This is a genomic window from Methylorubrum aminovorans, from assembly GCF_022179725.1.
Lineage (GTDB): Bacteria > Pseudomonadota > Alphaproteobacteria > Rhizobiales > Beijerinckiaceae > Methylobacterium > Methylobacterium aminovorans.
This window is the reverse complement of the sequence record NZ_BPRC01000005.1, coordinates 140,560-159,331: the sequence shown is the minus strand read 5'-3', so window position 1 is coordinate 159,331 and position 18,772 is coordinate 140,560. Positions and strand designations below refer to the sequence as shown.

Here is an 18,772-nt window from a genome sequence, read left to right as displayed (position 1 = left end):
GATCCAAGGTCGCGAACATGAACGCACCCGTTCCCGCCACCCCCTACGACGTCGAGGCGATCCGCCGGGAATTCCCGATCCTCTCGGAAAAGGTCTACGGCAAGCCGCTGGTCTATCTCGACAACGCCGCCTCGACGCAGAAGCCGAAGGCGGTGATCGACGCGATGGTCTCCTGCATGGAGACCGGCTACGCCAACGTCCATCGCGGCCTGCACTACATGGCCAATGCCGCGACTGAAGGCTTCGAGGGCGCGCGCGAGACCACGCGCCAGTTCCTCAATGCGGCCTCCACCGACGAGATCATCTTCACCCGCAACGCGACCGAGGCCTACAACCTCGTGGCCTCGTCCATGGGCTGGGCCGGGCTGATCGGGGAGGGGGACGAGATCATCCTCTCGATCATGGAGCACCACTCCAACATCGTGCCCTGGCACTTTCTGCGCGAGCGGCGCGGTGCCGTCATCAAGTGGGCGCCCGTGGACGACGATGGCAACTTCCTGATCGAAGAGTTCGAAAAACTATTCAGCCCGCGCACCAAGATGGTGGCGATCACCCACATGTCGAACGTGCTCGGCACGGTGACCCCGGCCGAAGACATCGTGCGCATTGCCCACGCCCACGGCGTGCCGGTGCTGCTCGACGGCGCGCAGAGCGCGGTCCACCGCCCGGTCGACGTGCGCGCGCTCGACTGCGACTTCTTCGTCTTCACCGGCCACAAGGTCTACGGGCCGACCGGCATCGGCGTGCTCTACGGCAAGAAGGAGTGGCTCGACCGGCTGCCCCCCTACCAGGGCGGCGGCGAGATGATCCGTACGGTGAGCCAGGACACGATCACCTACAACGACCCGCCGCACCGCTTCGAGGCGGGCACGCCGGCGATCATCGAGGCGGTCGGTCTCGGCGCGGCGCTGGAATTCATGATGACGCTCGGGCGCGAGAACATCGCCGCGCACGAGGCGGGGCTGACAGCGTACGCGCAGGAGCGGCTTGGCGCGATGAATTCGATCCGCCAGATCGGCAATTCCCGCGACAAGGGCGGTGTCATCGCCTTCGAGGTGAAGGGCGCGCATGCTCACGACATCGCCACGGTGATCGACCGCCAGGGCGTGGCGGTGCGGGCCGGCACCCACTGCGCCATGCCGCTGCTCACGCGTTTCGGTGTGACCTCGACCTGTCGCGCCTCGTTCGGCCTGTATAATACGACGCAAGAGATCGACGCCCTCGCCGAGGCCCTGGCCAAGGCCGAGATGCTGTTTGCCTGATTTTTGAGAGTTTCGGCCGCCGCCCATGGAGGCCGGAAGGAGTGATCCGATGAGTGCAGACGCCACCATCACCGGGGGCACCGACACCCCGGCCCTCGCGGCGGCCTCCGCGATTCCCGCGGAGGAGATCGACCGCCTGACCGACGAGATCGTCGTCGCGTTGAAATCCGTCTACGATCCCGAGATCCCTGCCGACATCTACGAACTCGGCCTGATCTACCGGGTACAGATCGAGGACGACCGGCGGGTGCTGATCGACATGACGCTGACCGCGCCGGGCTGCCCCGTGGCCGGCGAGATGCCCGGCTGGGTCGAGAACGCGGTCTCGGCGGTGCCGGGCGTTCAATCCTGCTCCGTCACGATGGTGTTCGATCCGCCGTGGGACCAGAGCCGCATGTCCGACGAGGCCCGCGTCGCGCTCGACATGTGGTAGCGCGCTTCAGCGCGTGGGAATCGGGCGGCCCGGCTCGAAGCTGACATTCTCGTAGATGTCCGCCAGCGCGAGTTGCGCGCCGATGGCGGGCAGCGCGATCACGGCGTCGAGCCCTTCGAAGCTCTCCTCGGCCCAAGCGTCGCCCTCGCGCCGGTAGAGCACGGCGCTGGGAAAGCGTGTCTCGACGAGGGGGATATAGGCGAGGCTCGGATGGCGCCGGTACTCGTCGGGCTTGCGGAAGCGGTCGATGTTGGTGGTGGAGGGTGACAGCACCTCCACGACCAGACGCGGTAAGCGGTTCTCGTAGGTATCGCGGACGAGTTCGCTGCATCTCCACCGTCACGTCGGGACGACGGATCGTGGCGATGCTCGTGCGCAGCGCAAGATCGTCGGTGGTCGGGCGGCAGCCGCTTCCGCGCAACTGAGCGTGAAGCGTCGCGATGATGTTGACGATGGCGCGGTCGTGCTGAGCGCTGGCCCCGGTCGTCATCTTCACATGCGGCACCGGCACGCCGTCGACGAGTTCGTAGAGCCCGTCCTGAGCCGCTTGCCACGCGAAGAACGCGTCCGGCGTCATCGGCCGCGTAGGATCGGCCATCGCATCCTCCGTCACCGATTCAGCATAGCACGGCTGCAATCGATCCGTGCGCGGAGGGTCCCGGTGGACCGGTGGCGGCGGAGTGCTTATCTCTTGAAAGACCCGAAAACTCACCCGCCCGGGCCTTGAACCCGGCCGCAGGAGAGAGACCCCAATGTCAGGTTTCAAGGTGATCACGCTGACCGACCGCGCCGCGGATCGGCTGAAGGCGATCATGGCCGATGCGGAGAAGCCGATCGCCGGCTTGCGCGTCGGCGTGAAGAACGGCGGCTGCGCCGGCATGTCCTACACGATGGAATATGCCGAGGCGCGCAAACCCGGCGAGGACGCGATCGAGGACCGGGGCGTGACCGTGTTCATCGACCCCAAGGCGGTGCTGTTCCTGCTCGGCACCGAGATGGACTTCCAGACGACTAAGCTGTCGTCGCAGTTCGTGTTCAACAACCCGAACCAGACCTCGGCCTGCGGCTGCGGCGAGTCCGTGGCGATCACGCCCGCGACTCCGGACCGGCTCGGCGCGGCCGTCCCGGCCTGATCGGCGCGGGCGGGCGCCACGCCCGCCCCTGATCTCACGCCACGTCGCGTAAGGGCCCCGCCTCGGTCTCGTCGAGGGTGCGGTTGCGGCCGGCGCGCTTGGCGGCGAACAGGCAGGCATCCGCCCGCTCCAGCAGCGAGACGGCGTTGTCGTCCTCGCGGCGGGTGGCGACGCCGAGCGACACCGTGACTTTGCCGAGCGATTCACCGGTCGAGCGCTTCACCAGTTCGCGGCCGGTGACGCTGGTGCGCACCCGTTCCGCGACGGCGCGGGCCTCGGCCAGGTCCGTCTCCGGCAGGACGATGCCGAATTCCTCGCCGCCGAAGCGGGCGAGCGTCGCGCCCGGCTGCCCCACATGCTCGCGCATGACGATGGCGACGAGGCGCAGGACCTGATCCCCGGTCAGATGGCCGTAGAGGTCGTTGAATCGCTTGAAATAGTCGATGTCGATGACGATCAGGCTCGTCGGCCGGCCTCCGGCCTGCGACGCGTCGCAGGCGCGGTGCAGGGCCGTCTCGAAGCTCTTGCGGTTGCCGAGACCCGTCAGGGCATCGGTCAGGCTCTCCAGGCGGGCCGCCTCGAGCGTCTCGCGCAGGCCCTCGATCTCGCTGCGGCTCTCCCGCATCCGCGCTTCGAGGGTGCGGTTGTTGGCGGTCACGTCGCGGGTGTTAGCGATGATCGTCGTGACGATCTCGCGCAGACGCGTCCGGGTGGTCGCCGTGTTGGCGATGTCCTGGGACAGGGCCTGGAGCGACTCGCCGTACTGGGCGGTGGAGCGGATCGAGACCTCGATCATCTCCATGATGCCCTCGACCTCGGCAATGAGGCTCGAATTCATCCGGTCCACCTCCACGGCGAGCCGGCGCCCGTCGATATAGGTGTCGTGCAGGCTCTCGATGTCAGTGTTCGTCAGCGTGCCGTTCTGCGCCGTCAGCCGCTTGATCGCGTCGTTCATCAGCGGCTGCGTGCCCGACGCGTAGAGATACCAGACCGCGTAGGCCCGCGGCGTGGCGCAGGCGCAGTAGTCGCGCATCAGCTCGAAGCTGCGCTGCGCAAGGACGAAACTGCGATCACGGTCGAGATCGGGGCCGTGGCTCATCCGGTGACGTAGGCTCCTGCGGACGGGGCACGCCGCCCCTGTCGTCCACTCAGCCTGAGTGTCGCTTCAGAACCTCGCCAGGACGTTAAGGCGGGCGCGGAATACGCCCGCCGCCGCCACCGTCAGCGATGATGTCCGGGGAGGGCTACTTGCTCTTCCCGAACCCGGTCGGCTTCAGCAGGAAGGCCGGCACGTGCGAGCCGAGGCCGACCGGCGTGTCGTCATCCTCGTCGCGGCGCGGGGGACGGCGCTCGGAGCGGGACCGATCGGGGGCGCTGCGCGCGGGCTCGCGGACCGGGGAAACCGGCTCAGTCTCGCGGATTGGGGCACGCCGGGTGTCGTCGCGCCGGGTTTCCTCGCGCCGCGTGTCCTCGCCACGCTCGGAGGCCGGGCGCCGGCTGCCGCGCGAACGGCGCTCGCTCGACCGCTCTGTGGCCCGCTCGCTCCCCTTCTCGGCGCCGCGCTCGGGCCCCCGCTCAGGTCCACGCTCGGGGCCCTTGGCCCGCCGGCTGCCGCGGCGGCGGCGGGGCTCGTCGCCCTCCGCGTCCTCGGGCAGGCTCGCGAGGTCGCCGTCGAGCCATTCGATCGGCCGGCCGATCAGGCTCTCGATCGCCGAGAGCGAGCGCTCGTCGGCGCGGTTGGCCAGAGTGAAGGCGTTGCCGGCGCGTCCGGCGCGGCCCGTGCGGCCGATCCGGTGGACGTAATCCTCGGGATGGTGCGGCACGTCGAAGTTGAAGACGTGGCTCACGGCGGGGATGTCGAGGCCGCGGGCGGCGACGTCGGAGGCCACGAGCAGCGGAACCTCGCCGCTGCGGAAGCCGTCGAGCGCCGCGGTGCGGGCGCGCTGGTCCATGTCGCCGTGAAGCGCGGCGACGTTGAAGCCGTGACTGGCCAGGGACTTCTGCAGCAGCGCCACGTCGCGCTTGCGGTTGCAGAAGATGATGCCGTTCTGCAACTCGTTCGCCGAGCGGATGAGATGGCGCAGCACCTTGCGCTTCTCGTGCCCCTCCGGCCCCGTCGCCACGAGGCGCTGCTCGATCGTCGTGGCGGTGGAGGAGGGCCGCGCCACCTCGACCCGCTGCGGGTTCGACAGGAACATGTCCGCCAGCCGCTCGATCTCCGGCGGCATGGTGGCGGAGAAGAACAGGGTCTGGCGCGTGAACGGCACCATCTTCACGATGCGCTCGATATCGGGAATGAAGCCCATGTCGAGCATCCGGTCGGCCTCGTCGATGACGAGGAGTTCGACGCCGGTGAGCAGCAGCTTGCCGCGCTCGAAATGGTCGAGCAGGCGCCCCGGCGTCGCGATCAGCACGTCGGTGCCGCGGGTGAGCTTGGCGTCCTGGTCGGCGAAGGAGACGCCACCGATGATCAGCGCCACGTTGAGCTTGTGGTTGGTGCCGTAGCGCTCGAAATTTTCCTCGACCTGGGCGGCGAGTTCGCGGGTCGGCTCCAGGATCAGCGTGCGCGGCATCCGCGCCCGCGCCCGGCCGGTCTCCAGCATGGTCAGCATCGGCAGGGTGAAGGCCGCGGTCTTGCCGGTGCCGGTCTGGGCGATGCCGAGCACGTCGCGCCGGGCGAGCACGTGCGGGATCGCCTGGGCCTGGATCGGCGTCGGCTCGGTGTAGCCGGCGGCGGAGACGGCTTGGAGTACCTTGTCACTCAGTCCAAGATCGGCGAAAGACATCGGGTGTGGGAAACCATTTGCGCGCGTGGAGTGGGCCGATCAGGGGCTCAGAACTCGCGTCGGCGGATGAACGCGAGAGCCGTGCGCGGTACGCCGTCACGCGTCCGAACGCGCGCGACACTTAGACCCCTCTGCCTTCTTGTCAATCGACCGCGCTCGCGCAGCCGCCCTCCGTACGGGCCAGGTACGGTTGCGCCGCAGGCATCCCGCGACCGTCCCCGGCGACGTCGAGCCACCATTTTGAGCCGAGCCGTGACGGCGCCGAGATCCTGGGCGTCAGTTCCGCGCGGCTGGGCCGAGGCTCCCGCGCAGCGCGCAGGGATCGAGTTGCGTCGCCTGTGCCGCGGTCCCGATCGAACCGGTGACCTCGGGGTCGATCAGGTGCGCGCCCGGTTTGCCGACCGGCTTGGCGACTTGGTGGGCCAGGGCCGTGGCGCCGAGGCCGACGATCAGCGCCGTCTTGATCGACCAGGCAAGAGGACCGCGCGGTCTGGGCGAGCCGGAATCGAGGGACATGAACAGCGCAATCCGTCGGGCCGGCTCCGGGAGCGGGGGCCGGGTAGCCGGAGGATCGGCCGAACAGGGTTAATGCCAGCTTACGAGAGTCGCAAACGGGTTGTTAACCGTATTGCAGGCCAGTTCGTCTTCGAGATTTGACTGTTGCGGGATTTCGACAAGACGGGCCATCGATGTGCGCAATGACACATCGATCCTGATCGAGTGCTCACGGCCGGGTAAGCTTCACCTTTCGTTGACAGGTTCGGTGGCATTCATCGCTCCATCGCAGGAGGGCGACGGATACCGGGGCGGACCCCCGGACCACTTCACACCAACACCGGCTCCCGCCAAACCAGGACACGACACGATGAAAAGCCTGCTTCTCGCTTCGAGCGCGCTCGTTGCCGCCACCGTTGCCGCCTCGGCCGCCGACCTGCCGCGCCGCGCCGCTCCGCCCCCGGTGTTCCAGCCGGTGCCGGTCTTCACCTGGACGGGCTTCTACGCCGGTTTCAACGCCGGTTACGGCTTCGGCACCCAGGACGACCGCGCCCCGACCGTGATCGGCGTCGGCCCGGCCTCGCTCCTCGTGCCCCCGCCCACCACGGCCGTGATCGCCTTCAGCAACCGCGAGTCCAACGAGGGCTTCGTCGGCGGCGGCCAGATCGGCTACAACTACCAGTTCACCCCGGGCTCGGGCGTCGTGATCGGCGTCGAGGCGGATGCCCAGTACGCCGATTTCGGCCGTAACCGGAACCGCTTCCTGTCGACCAGCCCGCTGGCCGCGCAGCAGGTGTTCAATCCGGGTGGTCTCTCCGGCCTCGACTTCTTCGGCACCGTCCGCGGCCGCCTCGGCTACGCCTTCGACCGCACCCTCGTGTACGGCACCGGCGGCTTCGCCTACGGCTCCGGCGGCGGCCGTGAGTTCGGCACCGGCGTGTCGAGCGACGACTTCCAGACCGGCTGGGCCGCGGGTGGCGGTATCGAGTACGCTCTCCCGACCGACTCGTTCCTGAACTTCTTCAAGTCCTCGGCCGTGACCCTGAAGGTCGAAGGCCTGTACGTGAACCTCGACCGCGGCACCGGCGGCCGTGGCGCCTTCGCGGTGGACAACCAGGGCCGCACGGTCACCGTGACCAGCCCGGGCGTCGTGCTCGTCAGCGGCGGCCAGCAGGTCCGCGACACCGAGTTCGCCGTCGTCCGCGCCGGCCTGAACTACAAGTTCGGCTCGTACTAAGATCCGGATCTCCGGCGGTCCCTCATCGGACCGCCGGTCCTCCCCGAAAGAGCCCGGCCGCGTGCCGGGCTTTTTCGCGTTGGATGCCTCGCCTCCGGCAGGTGCTGCCGTTAAGGTCTTGTTGACCATACCGGCCGATCCTGCACGGCCCGGCCCTCCTGACGCGGGGACCGGCGCCCGCAACCGCCACGGCGAGACCCGCGCATCCGCATGACAACCGGCATGAGATCGGACCGCACGGCTGGACGCGCCGCGCGGAGAACAGACTCGGCATGTCCCTCACCATGGGCGCGGTGGAGCGCAGTCCGTGGTGCGGCCCTGCTCGGGATCCTCTGCGGTTCGATCCCCGTGGCGCGGGCGCAGGAGCCGCTCTACCTGCGGATCCGCGCAAGCCCGGAAGCCCGCCTCGACGGGGCGGCCGGCGCCGGACCGACGGGCGGCCCGCTGGCCGCAGGACGCGCGCGCGGTGAATCCGCCTGGGAGCGCAGCGACCGGCGCGCCCGGATCGCGATCGCCTCGGTCTGCACCGGATGCATGGTGGGACGTTCCGCCCTGCAGGCGTTCATGCCGTCCTCCGTGGCGGAAGCGCGGGCCTCCGACATGCCTTCGCCGCTTTCGTCGCCTTCTCCCTCTCCATCTCCGTTGCCCTTTGCACCGACCGCAGGTGACCCATGACCCAGGCCCACCCGACCACCGGCGCGACCGTCGATCCGGAATGCCCGGTCTCGCTCGAACTGCTCGGCGAGGTCTACCGCGCCGACGAGTACGACCTGCCCTACATCCTCGAGACGATCCCGGCGCTGACGCGGGCCAAGCTCGCCGCCTACCTCTACGGCAAGAGCCACATGCATCAGCTCGGCCTGAAGGTGGCCCGCGCCTGCGAGCGCGAGGACCTGATCCGGGCCGTGGGCGAGATCGGTTCGGTGATCTACGGTCAGTCGCGGCTGAAGCCGACCCAGGCGGCGCCGGAGATCGAGGTGCCGGCCGGCCGCGGCCGCGGCGCCCCGGCGGCGCAGCCGAAGAAGGTCAAGATCAGCCTCGGCGGCTCGGCCGCGAAGGGCCGCAGCTTCGATTGAGCGCCCGCCTCGTCCGGCCGCGCCGACGAGCGGTGGCGGCCCGCGAGGCTCTCGATAAGGCGGCGCTCGCTCTTATGTCTTTGCGTCGTTCCCAAGCGCGGCCATGCACGGCCGCGGCTTGCTTTGACCGTTCGGCACGGGGCCGCGTGGTGACCGGAGGATCAGTTCCATGTTCGCGACGTGGTGGAAGCTCGGCCTCGACACGACCCTTCTGGCCTTCGAGGCGCAGTCGGTGATCGCCCTGCGGATGGCCAAGCTCGCCGCCGGCGGCAGCGCGGCGCAGGCGGAGGCGCAGCGCATGGTGAGCGAGAAGGTGTTCGCGGCCGGCGAGGCGGCGATGCAGCTCGCCACGGGCGGGTCCCACGGCGCGGTGGTGGCCGGCTACCGCCGCAAGGTACGGGCGAACCACCGCCGTCTCTCCCGCACCGCGACACGCGATTAACCGACCCTTAACCATGAACTTCCATCGTTCGAACTCACGTCGGACGATTTCGGGAGAGCTTCATGGTGCCGTGCGAGAACAGCGTGCGCGAGCGCGCCTACTACATCTGGGAAGGCGAGGGCCGGGTGTTCGGCCGGGCCGAAGCCCACTGGCTGCAGGCCGAGGCCGAGCTGCGGCAGAGCGTGACGACGGCCGAGGCCGCGGCGGTCGCCGCCCCGGCCAAGGTTGCCAAGCCCCGCGCCAGCCGCGCCAAGGTTGCCGAGACGCCCGCCGCGGTGCTGGCAGGCGTCGCCAAGGCGGCCAAGACCAAGGCTGCCAAGGCACCCGCCGCCACCGTCTCCAAAGCCGCCGAGAAGCCCGCCTCGAAGGCGGTCAAGGCCGCCCCCAAGGCCAAGCCGGCCGCCAGCCGGACCAAGTCCCGCGCCGGTGCCGAGGCGGTCGTCCTCCACTGAGCCCAGCGAACCGAACCCGGTTCGAGAGCCCGCCGTCCTCCGGGGACGGCGGGCTTCGCTTTTTGCAGGGCTCGGCGTCGGGACGGGAACGCACGGCAAGGGCAGGGTAAGGCAAGGGCGGGTCAAGGGTATGGAACGTGAGTCGGGATCGGCCGTTTCCCCTCGCGCTCCGCAGGCGGGGCAGTCTCCGGTGGCCCGACGTTCGAGGAGGGGCAAGTGATGCGCGTGCTGATGGGACGAGGAGCTTTGGCCGCCCTTCTCGGCACGATGCTGGCCTCCGCCGCCGAGGCGGGTCCGGTGCGGGCGGGCGAGGCGTTCTACGCCGGTCCCGCCGTGCCGACGGTGAGCGGCCGGGCGCCGTGGAGCGCGCCGTGGCAATACGATTCGGGCAGCGGCCAGGACCGGCGCCCCGAACTGCCCTATTACCAGCAGGGCGGTGGCCAGCAGACCGGCGGACCGGCTCGCAACCTGCTGCCGGATGACGGTCTTCACCTCTTCCCGCGCTGAGCGCGGTTCGTTCGCATGAGCCCTCGCATCCAGGCCGTCGTGTTCGACATTGACGGCACGCTGCTCGACAGCGTCGACCTGCACGCCCGCGCCTGGGTCGAGGCCTTCGCGCATTTCGGCATTGAAACGAAGGAAGCGGAGGTCCGCCGCCAGATCGGCAAGGGTGGCGACCAGTTACTGCCGGTTTTCGTGGATGCGGAGCGGCTCGCCCGCGAGGGCGAAGCCATCGAGGCCTACCGCTCCGATCTGTTCAAGCGCTCCTATCTCGCGCAGGCCAAGCCGTTCCCCGCGGTGCAGGCCCTGCTCAGCCATGTCCGCGATGCAGGCCAGACCGTCGCGCTCGCCTCCTCCGGCAAGGCGGACGAGGTCGAAAACTATCAGAAGATCCTCGGCATCACCGATCTCGTCGATGTGGTCACGACCTCCGACGACGCCGAGCGCTCCAAGCCCCATCCCGACATCTTCGAGGCGGTGCTAGGCAAGCTCCCCGGCGTGCCGAAACGAGCGGTGATGGTGGTCGGCGACACGCCCTACGACGCGCAAGCCGCTGCCCGCGCTGGACTTTCGACGATCGGCGTCCTGTGCGGCGGCTTTCCCGAAGCCGAGCTCTCAGAGGCCGGCTGCGTTGCGATCTACCGCGATCCGCAGGACCTGCTCGACGGCTACGCGCGCTCGCCCCTCGCCTGATGCGTCACGGTTGGTAAGCCGGCGTCAAAAAGCTGTGAGCGACGGAGGGCGCCCCCCAAGGAAGCGCTAACTGCGAGCCGGCAAACCTATGGCCATGCGATTTGGAACCGTTTAAGAGCCCGCCCCGCGGGGGGCGAGCCCGCTTCCGGATGCGACTCATGCAGACCACGGCCGAGACGTTCATGACGACCTCGAAATCTCTCCAGCAGCAGGTCGCCGAGGCCATCGAGGACCGGGCTCTGCCGATCAGCCGGCTCCTGCGCTTGATGTGGGCGCTCGATGCCGACCGCAGCGCCGCCAACCAGAATCTGCGGGCACAGCTCCGGGCCCGGATCGGCGCCCCGCTGAGCGCCTGAATATTTTGTGGTCCTGCCGCGCGGCTTGAGGCGGCGCATGAGCAGGCGGCCCTAACATCCCGGAATTGTTGGCCTTCCGGTGCCCGCGCGGTGCCGGAAGGCATTGTGTTTTCAGGCTCCTTGCGCCTCGGCCGGCGCCTCGATCCGGCCGGCGCGCAGGCGCACGGTGCGGTCGCACAGCCGGGCGAGACCGGGATCGTGCGTCACCAGAACCAGGGTCGCGCCGCGGTCGCGCTTCAATCCGAACAGCAGCTCCACGATCTGCCGCCCCGTCGCCTCGTCGAGGTTGCCGGTCGGCTCGTCGGCGACCAGGATCGCCGGATCGGGCGCGAGCGCGCGGGCGATCGCCACCCGCTGCTGCTCGCCGCCGGAGAGCTGCGCCGGATAGTGTCGCAGCCGGTGTCCAAGCCCCACCGCTTCCAGTTCCGCCGCCGCCCGCCCGTGCGGGTCGGGCGCGCCCGCGAGTTCGAGGGGCAGCGCCACGTTCTCCTGCGCGGTCATGGTCGGCACGAGGTGGAAGGCCTGGAACACGATGCCGATGTTGCGGCCGCGGAAGCGCGCGAGCCCGTCCTCGTCGAGACCGCTCAGATCCGTGCCGGCGATGGTGACGCGGCCGGTATCGGGCCGCTCCAGGCCGGCCATCACGGTGAGCAGGGTGGATTTGCCCGAGCCCGAGGGCCCGACGAGCCCCACCGCCTCGCCGCGCTCGACATCGAGCGAGATGCCGCGCAGGACATGCACCCGAGCGGGACCGCGGCCGAGGCTCAGCTCGATCTGCGACAGGGAGACGGCCTTGTTCGACATCAGGCACCGACCGATCTGGACTGAGGGCTTGAGAGCCGCACGGGCAGGTTCGAGCGAAAGGATACGGTCTTGCACCACGCGAACGAGGCGAAAGCCGGATCCGGCAGGTTTGTGGCACGCCTTGTGTCACGCGCAGGCGCCCGGCGCGAGGCGGACGGACCCGATGTGGGGCCGCATCGCGCCCGGCGCAGGGCCGCGCTGATGCTCCTCTTCGCCGCAGCCACGCTCGCCGCCGGCCTGCGGCCCGGCACCGTGCAGGCCGAAGAGCCGCCCCTCAAGCTCGTGGCTCTGGGCGACAGCCTCACCGCGGGCTACCGCCTTCCCGCCGAGGCCGCCTTTCCCGCGGTGCTGGAGCGGGCGCTGAAGGCCAAGGGGTACCGGGTCGAGATCGCCAATGCCGGGGTCTCGGGCGATACCAGCACCGGCGGGCTCGACCGGCTCGACTGGTCGGTGCCGGACGGCACGCAAGGGGTGATCCTCGAACTCGGCGCCAACGACATGCTGCGCGGCACCGATCCGGCGGTGACCCGCAAGGCGCTGGAGACGATCATCGTGCGGCTGAAGGAGCGACGCATTCCGGTGCTGCTCGCCGGCATGCTGGCCGCGCCCAATCTCGGCACCGAGTACCGCACCCGCTTCGACGCGATCTATCCCGACCTCGCGCGGGCGCACGACCTCGTGCTCTACCCGTTCTTTCTCGACGGCGTGGCGGGCCAGCGTGCCAACACCATGGATGACGGGCTGCACCCGACCGCCAAGGGCGTCGAACGGGTCGTCGAGGGCATCCTGCCCACCGTCGAGACCTTCCTCGGTCGCCTGGGGCAGAAGCCGGAGCAGAAGGGACAGTAGCGATGCCGCGTCTGTTCACCGGGCTGGAGATCCCGCCCGACATCGCCGAGCGGCTGTCGTTCTTCCGCGGCGGCCTGCCCGGCGCGCGCTGGGTCGAGCCGTCGGATTACCACATCACCCTGCGCTTCCTCGGCGAGATCGACGACGTTGTCGCCGCCGATCTCGATGCGGGTCTGGCGGAGGCGCGGGCGCGCCCGGCCTTCACCGTAACCCTCGACGGGCTGGCGAGCTTCGGCGGCGACCGGCCTCGCGCCCTCTACGCCTCGGTCGTGCCGAGTCCGGAACTGACCGAGCTGCAGGAGGAACATGAGCGCATCGCCCGCCGGGCCGGCGCCGCGCCGGAGCGGCGCAAGTTCACGCCCCACGTGACGCTGGCCCGCCTCAACCGCGAGGCCACACCGGAGGCGGTGGCGCGCACGCTGACCCAGGCGGGCGTGTTCCCGCGCCTCACCTTCACGGCGCGGCGCGCCGCGCTGTACTCGGCCCGCACCTCGCGCGGGGGCGGTCCCTACCTTGTCGAGGCGGCCTATCCGTTCGGGGACGGGCCCTTCGAGCTGGATGAAGAGGCGGACGGGTCGTAGTTCGAGCCCGCTCACGTTCCGCCCTTGCGTTGAGCCGCCGCTTGCGGCATGACGCGAGCCGCGCCGCGCGCGCCGTAGGAGTGTAGCTCAACTGGTCAGAGCACCGGTCTCCAAAACCGGGGGTTGGGGGTTCGAGTCCCTCCACTCCTGCCACGGCGCCTCCCGCATCCGGCCCGGCCTTCGCCTCGCCGCACATCCTTTCCTCCCCATCGACAAGTCGGATCACTTGCGCTAGAGCGGGCGCATTCCGAGATCCTCAGATGCTGTCGGTGTGGGACAAACGTCCTCGCACCGCGATCGGCGGTTCCCGGAGCCCTGTCCGGTTTCAGTTGCGCCATGGCATCGAACGAAGCGACCAAGAAAGCCGACGCGGCGCGCGGACCCAATCGCGGCGCGGCGCCCCTCCCGCCCCAGCGCGCGACCCCGCCGGTGCGCCCGGCGCCGAAGCGCGTCGGCCCGGCGGAGTTCCTGGGGCAGGTGCGTGACGAGGCCCGCAAGGTCACGTGGCCGACCCGCAAGGAGACCACCGTCACCACGATGATGGTGTTCATCATGGTGGTGGCCGCGAGCCTGTTCTTCGTCGCCGTCGATCAGGTGCTGCGCTTCGGCGTCGGCCTGATCCTCGGGATCGGCGCCTAAGGATTTTCGGGCGTCCCTGCGACGCCGAGGAGTTGAGAAGACCCGTGTCGAAGCGCTGGTACATCGTCCACGCCTACTCGAACTTCGAGAACAAGGTCGCCCAGTCCATCAAGGACCAGGCGGCCCAGCGCGGGCTGACCGAGCTGTTCGACGAGGTCATGGTGCCGACCGAGAAGGTCACCGAAGTCCGCCGCGGCCGCAAAGTCGACGCCGAGCGGAAGTTCTTTCCCGGCTACGTGCTGGTGAAGTGCGACCTGACCGACGAGGTCTACCACCTCATCAAGAACACCCCGAAGGTCACCGGCTTCCTCGGTGCCGACAAGGCCAAGCCGGTGCCGATCCCGGACGCCGAGGCCGAGCGCATCAAGGGGCAGGTGCAGGAGGGCGTCGACCGCCCGAAGCACACGGTCTCCTTCGAGATCGGCGAGACGGTCCGCGTCTCCGACGGCCCCTTTGCCTCCTTCAACGGCACCGTCGAGGAAATCGACGACGCCCGCTCGCGCCTCAAGGTGGCGGTGTCGATCTTCGGCCGCGCCACGCCGGTCGAGCTGGAATACGGTCAGGTCGAGAAGGTCTGATTTTCTTCGCATTTTGCGATCAGTCGGCACCGACTGACTGATCCTCGGTGTTCCCGGCCGGCGGCCCCGTCGTGGCCCGGACACGGCGATGCTTTCGTGAGAGCATCGCCACAACCCCGCGGGAGATCCGCCCGGCTTCGCCTCCGGGATCGACGGATCGCACCGCGACCTGCAACCGCCCGTCCGTCCGTGCCTCGGCAGCCCGGCGACGCGCAACATTTGGGAGCAGTCCCATGGCGAAGAAGATCACGGGCTACGTGAAGCTTCAGGTCCCGGCCGGCGCCGCCAACCCGTCGCCGCCGATCGGCCCCGCGCTCGGTCAGCGCGGCCTCAACATCATGGAATTCTGCAAGGCCTTCAACGCGAAGACCGCGCAGATGGAGAAGGGCACCCCGATCCCGGTGATCATCACCGCGTATCAGGATCGCTCCTTCACCTTCGAGATGAAGCAGCCCCCGGTCACCTTCTTCCTGAAGAAGGCTGTCGGCCTGAAGATCGGCAAGAAGCCGGCTTCCGGCTCGAAGACCCCGGGCAAGGGCCCGACCGTCGGCAAGATCACCGAAGCCCAGCTTCGCGAGATCGCCGAGAAGAAGATGCCCGACCTCAACTGCGACTCCGTCGATGCGGCGGTCGCGATGATCCGTGGCTCCGCGCGAGCCATGGGCCTCGAAGTCGTCGCGTAAGGGAGGGCGATATGGCACGCGAAGGAAAGCGCATCCGCGCCGCCCGCGAGGGTCTGGAGCCGACCAAGCTCTACGCCATCGACGAGGCGATCAAGCTGGTGAAGTCGAAGGCTTCGGCCAAGTTCGACGAGACCGTCGAGATCTCGATGAATCTCGGCGTCGACCCGCGCCACGCCGACCAGATGGTTCGCGGCGTCTGCAACCTGCCGAACGGCTCCGGCCGGACGGTGCGCGTGGCGGTCTTCGCCCGCGGCGCCAAGGCGGACGACGCCAAGGCGGCGGGTGCCGACATCGTCGGCGCCGAGGATCTCCTCGAGATCGTCCAGGGCGGCAAGATCGAGTTCGATCGCTGCATCGCGACCCCGGACCTGATGCCGCTGGTCGGCCGTCTCGGTAAGGTGCTGGGCCCGCGCGGCCTGATGCCGAACCCGAAGGTCGGCACCGTCACCATGGACGTGAAGGGCGCGGTCGCCGCCGCCAAGGGCGGCGCGGTCGAGTTCCGCGTCGAGAAGGCCGGCATCATCCATGCCGGCGTCGGCAAGGTGTCCTTCGACGAGCAGAAGCTCGTCGAGAACATCAAGGCCTTCGCCGACGCGGTCGCCAAAGCGAAGCCCGCCGGCGCCAAGGGCACCTACATCCAGCGCATCGCCGTCACCTCGACGATGGGCCCGGGCGTGAAGGTCGAGCCCTCCACGGTGCTGACCGCGTAAGACGCGTTCCGCAGGGACGTTTCAGGGAAGCGCCCGGCCGAAAGGCCGGGCGCTTTTCGTTTGGCTGGTGACCGTCATCGCGAGGCGAAGCCGAAGCGATCCAGCGGCGCGACCTTTTCGGTGAGGGCAGTGCCCTGGACTGCTTCGCTCCGCTCGCCGTGACAGCCGGCGATCACCCCTCCGCCACACCCTCCAGCCCCAGCTTCAGGTGCCGCGGGCCCCTCAGCGACGCCCCCGGCCGGTAGGGCGGCGGGTCCTCGACCAGGGACACGCCGGTCAGCCGCCGCACGAGGCTGACCAGCGCCACCTCCGCCTCGATCCGGGCGAGCGGGGCGCCGACGCAGTAGTGCAGGCCACCGCCGAAGCCGAGATGGCGGTTGTCGGGCCGGTCGGGATCGAAGCGGTCGGGATCGGGAAAACGGGCCGGGTCGCGGTTGGCCGCCGCCAGCAGAAAAATCACCGGCGCGTCCTTCGGGATGGTGATCCCGCCGACCGTGATGTCGGTCAGTGCCAGCCGGGTGCGGTACTGGACCGGCGGCTCGTAGCGCAGCAGTTCCTCGATCAGCCGCGGCGCGATCTCGGGCTCGGCGCGCAGGCGCTCCCGATGCTCGGGGAAGCGCATCAGCGTCAGCATGCCGTTGGTGATCAGGTTCACCGTGGTCTCGTGGCCCGCCACCAGGAGCAGCACGGCGGTGGCGATCAGGTCGAAATCGTTCATCCCGTCGCTGTCGTTCGCCAGATCCGAGAGGATGTCCTCCTGGCGGTCCTTGCGCTTCGCCTTGATCAGCCCCTGGAGGTAGTCGGCGATCTCGGTGAAGCAGACCTCGTTCTTGGCCCTCGTCTCCTCGTCGTCGCGCCGGTTCGGCTCGAGCGCGGTGGCGAGCTGTGTCGCCCAGCCGTGGAACTGCGCCTCGTCCTCCGGCGGCACGCCGAGCAATTCGCAGATCACCGTCACGGGGAGCGGGTAGGAGAAGTCGTCGACGAGATCGATGCAGGTCTTGCCCCGCATCTTGCCGATCAGGTCGTCGGTGATGGCTTGCGTCTTCTCGCGCATGCCGCGCACCCGCTCAGGCGTGAAGCAGCGCATCACTTGGCCGCGCAGGCGGTCGTGGTCGGGCGGATCGCGAAAGATGAAGGGGCGGTGGCGCTTGCGGATCTCGGCGCGCACCGGCCGCACCAGCAGGTCGGTGACCGGGTTGCCGGTCCAGCGGAATTTTTGCGGGTCGGGCAGGTCGTCCGAGCTGATCCGCGGGTCGGAGATCAGCCGCGCCAGCTCGGCATGGGTGCTGACGACGTAGGTGCCGTCCTCCTGCCGCGCCACGGGCACCTTCCGCAGCTCCGCGTAGAGCGGGTAGGGGTTCGCCCGGTTGGCGGGGTCGAGGATCTGTTCGAACAGCGTGCTTCCGCTCACGGGATTAGGGCTCCTGCACACGGATGCGGGGCTGATCGACGGCGTCCGCGATCGGCGGGAAGGGTGCACGTTCGCGGATCGCGGCCTTGTAGGCCGGCAGCCAGCGGGCACTGTCGATCGAGGCGGCGGCGATGGTGCGGCCGTCCCTACCGAAGGCGGCCAGGAACCGGCGGTCCTCCAGCGCGCCGTGCATCACGGCGAAGCTGTCGGCGCCGTCGGCCAAGCCGACGAGCTTGATCGTCAGGCCGAATTGCTGCGACCAGAAATCGGGCAGGTGGTCGTGGCGGCGCATCGCCGAGGCGTCGCCCGCCAGCATGTTGGCGGCGGCGGTCTCGGCTTGCGCCCGGGCGTTGCCCCAGTGCTCGACCGCCACCAGGGCGTCGTCGTCGTGCGGATTCGGCCAGCGGGCGACGTCGCCCGCGGCGAACACGCCCTCCGCGACGCGGCCGTCGGCGCGCAAGGCCCGGCAGAAGGCGTCGCAGCGCAGACCCCCGGCGTCGGCCTCCACGCCGGAGCCTTCGAGCCACTCGACGTTGCGCAGCGTCCCGATGGCCGCGACGAGGCAATCGGTCTCGATCCGCTCGCCGTCCTTCAGAACGACGGCTGCGAGACGCCCGTCCTGCGCCTCCATCCGCTCGATCTCGGATTCGAGTCGCAGGTCGACACCTCCCTCGCGGGCGACGGCGCCGATGAGAGTGCCGAGGTGGGGGCCCAAAGCCGCGGCGAGCGGCACCGCATCGCGCACGAGGAGCGTAACGGGGATGTCGAGATCGCGGCAGGTCGAGGCGACCTCGAAGCCGATGAAGCCGCCGCCGACGAGCACGACGCGGCGCGGCTTGGCGCGCAGGCGCTCCCCGAGCCGCTCGGCATCATCGCGGCCACGCAGGGTGAAGACGCCGGTGAGCCCGGCTTCCTCGGGGTTGGGCCAGGGCCGCGCGCGGGTGCCGGTGGCGATCAACAGACGGTCGTAGGGCAGGCGGCTGCCGTCGCCGAGTTCAACGACGCGCTCGGACAGGTGGAGCCGGGTCGCCGGCCGGCCGAGGCGGAATTCCGCGCCCAGATCGGGTGGGCAGGGCAGGGTGGTGTCGGCGGAATAGAGCCCGCGCAGAACCTGCTTAGAGAGCGGCGGCCGGTCGTAGGGCGGGTGGGGCTCATCGCCGACCAGGGTGACGGCGCCGGTGAATCCGCGATCACGCAGGGCGTGTGCCGCGGTCAGGCCCGCCAACGAGGCGCCGACGATGACGATGCGTTCGGGCGGGGTCGTCACGCCGCCTCTCCGGCGCTGGTGCCGTCGGGAGAGGCGGTGATGGCCCGCACCGGGCAGGCGTGGACCGCGCGTTCGATCTCGGCCCGCGCGGACTCGTCGGGGGAGGGGTCGTAGACCAGCGCTTCGCGCCCGTGCAGGGCGAAGTGGCCCGGCGCGGCGTAGAGGCACTGCGCGTAGGCCTGGCAACGGTTGAGATCCACGACGACCTTCATGAGGAGGATTTCGCTCCGCCTGTCTAGAGCATTGTGCTGGATGTCGGATCCAGCACGATGCTCTAGATTCTTGATTTCACATCGTCTTTTTCCGAAAGCCGGTGGCCACCTTTCGGGACGATGCTCTAGACGAGGGTTGCGCGGCCTGGAGGCGGCCGACGGGGGGCGGTCG

The 18,772-nt window shown here is 69.5% G+C and carries 24 protein-coding genes and 1 tRNA gene; 17 read left to right on the top strand and 8 right to left on the bottom strand.

The genetic code is table 11. From position 1 onward, the window contains the following. Window positions 1–17: 17 nt before the first annotated feature. Both MFF24_RS09875 and MFF24_RS09870 read left to right on the top strand, forming a co-directional pair. On the top strand, window positions 18–1,262 hold the full coding sequence (locus tag MFF24_RS09875) for a cysteine desulfurase (RefSeq protein ID WP_238224301.1): 1,245 nt from the start codon (window positions 18–20) through the stop codon (window positions 1,260–1,262). Window positions 1,263–1,311: 49 nt separating this feature from the next. Next, on the top strand, window positions 1,312–1,695 hold the full coding sequence (locus MFF24_RS09870) for an SUF system Fe-S cluster assembly protein (RefSeq protein ID WP_238224299.1): 384 nt from the start codon (window positions 1,312–1,314) through the stop codon (window positions 1,693–1,695). Window positions 1,696–1,701: 6 nt separating this feature from the next. Here the strand turns inward: MFF24_RS09870 and MFF24_RS09865 are convergent, their stop codons facing one another. Beyond that, a complete protein-coding gene (locus MFF24_RS09865; RefSeq protein ID WP_238224297.1) occupies window positions 1,702–1,968 on the bottom strand; it encodes a PDDEXK family nuclease in 267 nt (88 codons plus the stop codon). Between the two features lie 479 nt (window positions 1,969–2,447). Here MFF24_RS09865 and MFF24_RS09860 point away from each other — a divergent pair, with 479 nt between their 5' ends. Continuing rightward, window positions 2,448–2,828: a HesB/IscA family protein gene (locus tag MFF24_RS09860; protein WP_108941718.1), complete on the top strand. Its 381-nt coding sequence runs from the start codon at window positions 2,448–2,450 to the stop codon at window positions 2,826–2,828. A 34-nt stretch (window positions 2,829–2,862) separates the two neighbouring features. Here the strand turns inward: MFF24_RS09860 and MFF24_RS09855 are convergent, their stop codons facing one another. The 3 genes from MFF24_RS09855 to MFF24_RS09845 all read right to left on the bottom strand — a co-directional run bounded on the left by MFF24_RS09855 (window position 2,863) and on the right by MFF24_RS09845 (window position 6,130). Next, a complete protein-coding gene (locus MFF24_RS09855; RefSeq protein ID WP_108941719.1) occupies window positions 2,863–3,927 on the bottom strand; it encodes a GGDEF domain-containing protein in 1,065 nt (354 codons plus the stop codon). 145 nt (window positions 3,928–4,072) lie between these two features. Beyond that, on the bottom strand, window positions 4,073–5,614 hold the full coding sequence (locus tag MFF24_RS09850) for a DEAD/DEAH box helicase (RefSeq protein ID WP_133089240.1): 1,542 nt from the start codon (window positions 5,612–5,614) through the stop codon (window positions 4,073–4,075). Between the two features lie 276 nt (window positions 5,615–5,890). Then, the gene (locus MFF24_RS09845; protein WP_238224295.1) at window positions 5,891–6,130 is read right to left on the bottom strand and encodes a hypothetical protein; all 240 of its coding nucleotides are present in this window, start codon (window positions 6,128–6,130) and stop codon (window positions 5,891–5,893) included. 349 nt (window positions 6,131–6,479) lie between these two features. Here MFF24_RS09845 and MFF24_RS09840 point away from each other — a divergent pair, with 349 nt between their 5' ends. From MFF24_RS09840 to MFF24_RS09810, 7 genes are all read left to right on the top strand, one after another. Continuing rightward, the gene (locus MFF24_RS09840) at window positions 6,480–7,346 is read left to right on the top strand and encodes an outer membrane protein (RefSeq protein WP_238224293.1); all 867 of its coding nucleotides are present in this window, start codon (window positions 6,480–6,482) and stop codon (window positions 7,344–7,346) included. Between the two features lie 671 nt (window positions 7,347–8,017). Next, entirely contained in the window at window positions 8,018–8,422 is a 405-nt protein-coding gene (locus MFF24_RS09835; RefSeq protein ID WP_133089237.1) for a hypothetical protein, read from the top strand. Between the two features lie 169 nt (window positions 8,423–8,591). Continuing rightward, window positions 8,592–8,864: a hypothetical protein gene (locus tag MFF24_RS09830; RefSeq protein ID WP_133089236.1), complete on the top strand. Its 273-nt coding sequence runs from the start codon at window positions 8,592–8,594 to the stop codon at window positions 8,862–8,864. A gap of 62 nt (window positions 8,865–8,926) precedes the next feature. Next, the gene (locus tag MFF24_RS09825; protein ID WP_238224292.1) at window positions 8,927–9,316 is read left to right on the top strand and encodes a DUF2934 domain-containing protein; all 390 of its coding nucleotides are present in this window, start codon (window positions 8,927–8,929) and stop codon (window positions 9,314–9,316) included. Between the two features lie 219 nt (window positions 9,317–9,535). Next, the gene (locus tag MFF24_RS09820; protein ID WP_238224291.1) at window positions 9,536–9,823 is read left to right on the top strand and encodes a hypothetical protein; all 288 of its coding nucleotides are present in this window, start codon (window positions 9,536–9,538) and stop codon (window positions 9,821–9,823) included. A 15-nt stretch (window positions 9,824–9,838) separates the two neighbouring features. Then, window positions 9,839–10,510, top strand: coding sequence for an HAD family hydrolase (locus tag MFF24_RS09815; RefSeq protein WP_238224290.1), 672 nt, complete (start codon window positions 9,839–9,841; stop codon window positions 10,508–10,510). Window positions 10,511–10,668: 158 nt separating this feature from the next. Then, window positions 10,669–10,866 (top strand): hypothetical protein, encoded by a 198-nt coding sequence (locus MFF24_RS09810; RefSeq protein WP_108941729.1) that lies wholly within the window; start codon window positions 10,669–10,671, stop codon window positions 10,864–10,866. 111 nt (window positions 10,867–10,977) lie between these two features. Here the strand turns inward: MFF24_RS09810 and MFF24_RS09805 are convergent, their stop codons facing one another. Next, window positions 10,978–11,670, bottom strand: a complete 693-nt coding sequence (locus tag MFF24_RS09805; protein ID WP_133089232.1) for an ABC transporter ATP-binding protein — start codon at window positions 11,668–11,670, stop codon at window positions 10,978–10,980. A 201-nt stretch (window positions 11,671–11,871) separates the two neighbouring features. On the opposite strand from MFF24_RS09805, the gene MFF24_RS09800 reads away from it, so the two are divergent. The 7 genes from MFF24_RS09800 (at window position 11,872) to rplA (ending at window position 15,710) form a co-directional block, all read left to right on the top strand. After that, window positions 11,872–12,519 (top strand): arylesterase, encoded by a 648-nt coding sequence (locus tag MFF24_RS09800; RefSeq protein ID WP_108943055.1) that lies wholly within the window; start codon window positions 11,872–11,874, stop codon window positions 12,517–12,519. A 2-nt stretch (window positions 12,520–12,521) separates the two neighbouring features. Then, on the top strand, window positions 12,522–13,100 hold the full coding sequence (gene thpR / locus MFF24_RS09795; protein WP_238224289.1) for an RNA 2',3'-cyclic phosphodiesterase: 579 nt from the start codon (window positions 12,522–12,524) through the stop codon (window positions 13,098–13,100). 76 nt (window positions 13,101–13,176) lie between these two features. Continuing rightward, window positions 13,177–13,253, top strand: a tRNA-Trp gene (locus tag MFF24_RS09790). A gap of 183 nt (window positions 13,254–13,436) precedes the next feature. Further along, entirely contained in the window at window positions 13,437–13,739 is a 303-nt protein-coding gene (gene secE, locus MFF24_RS09785; RefSeq protein WP_108941731.1) for a preprotein translocase subunit SecE, read from the top strand. A 44-nt stretch (window positions 13,740–13,783) separates the two neighbouring features. Then, entirely contained in the window at window positions 13,784–14,317 is a 534-nt protein-coding gene (gene nusG / locus MFF24_RS09780; RefSeq protein WP_003597503.1) for a transcription termination/antitermination protein NusG, read from the top strand. A gap of 233 nt (window positions 14,318–14,550) precedes the next feature. Beyond that, window positions 14,551–15,000 carry a 50S ribosomal protein L11 gene (rplK, locus tag MFF24_RS09775; protein ID WP_003597508.1) on the top strand — a complete coding sequence of 150 codons (450 nt, stop codon included), beginning with the start codon at window positions 14,551–14,553 and terminating at the stop codon, window positions 14,998–15,000. An 11-nt stretch (window positions 15,001–15,011) separates the two neighbouring features. Next, window positions 15,012–15,710: a 50S ribosomal protein L1 gene (gene rplA, locus MFF24_RS09770; protein ID WP_012456183.1), complete on the top strand. Its 699-nt coding sequence runs from the start codon at window positions 15,012–15,014 to the stop codon at window positions 15,708–15,710. Between the two features lie 172 nt (window positions 15,711–15,882). On the opposite strand, the gene MFF24_RS09765 is transcribed toward rplA, so the two are convergent. Genes MFF24_RS09765 through MFF24_RS09755 form a run of 3 tightly spaced genes read right to left on the bottom strand, consistent with a single transcriptional unit; the run spans window position 15,883 to window position 18,600 of the window. Beyond that, window positions 15,883–17,121, bottom strand: a complete 1,239-nt coding sequence (locus MFF24_RS09765) for a cytochrome P450 (protein ID WP_238224288.1) — start codon at window positions 17,119–17,121, stop codon at window positions 15,883–15,885. A 4-nt stretch (window positions 17,122–17,125) separates the two neighbouring features. Next, complete coding sequence (locus MFF24_RS09760; protein ID WP_238224282.1) at window positions 17,126–18,388, bottom strand: NAD(P)/FAD-dependent oxidoreductase; 1,263 nt, start codon at window positions 18,386–18,388, stop codon at window positions 17,126–17,128. Next, window positions 18,385–18,600: a ferredoxin gene (locus MFF24_RS09755; protein ID WP_238224279.1), complete on the bottom strand. Its 216-nt coding sequence runs from the start codon at window positions 18,598–18,600 to the stop codon at window positions 18,385–18,387. Before MFF24_RS09755 ends, MFF24_RS09760 begins: the two co-directional genes overlap by 4 nt. Between the last annotated feature and the right edge of the window lie 172 nt (window positions 18,601–18,772).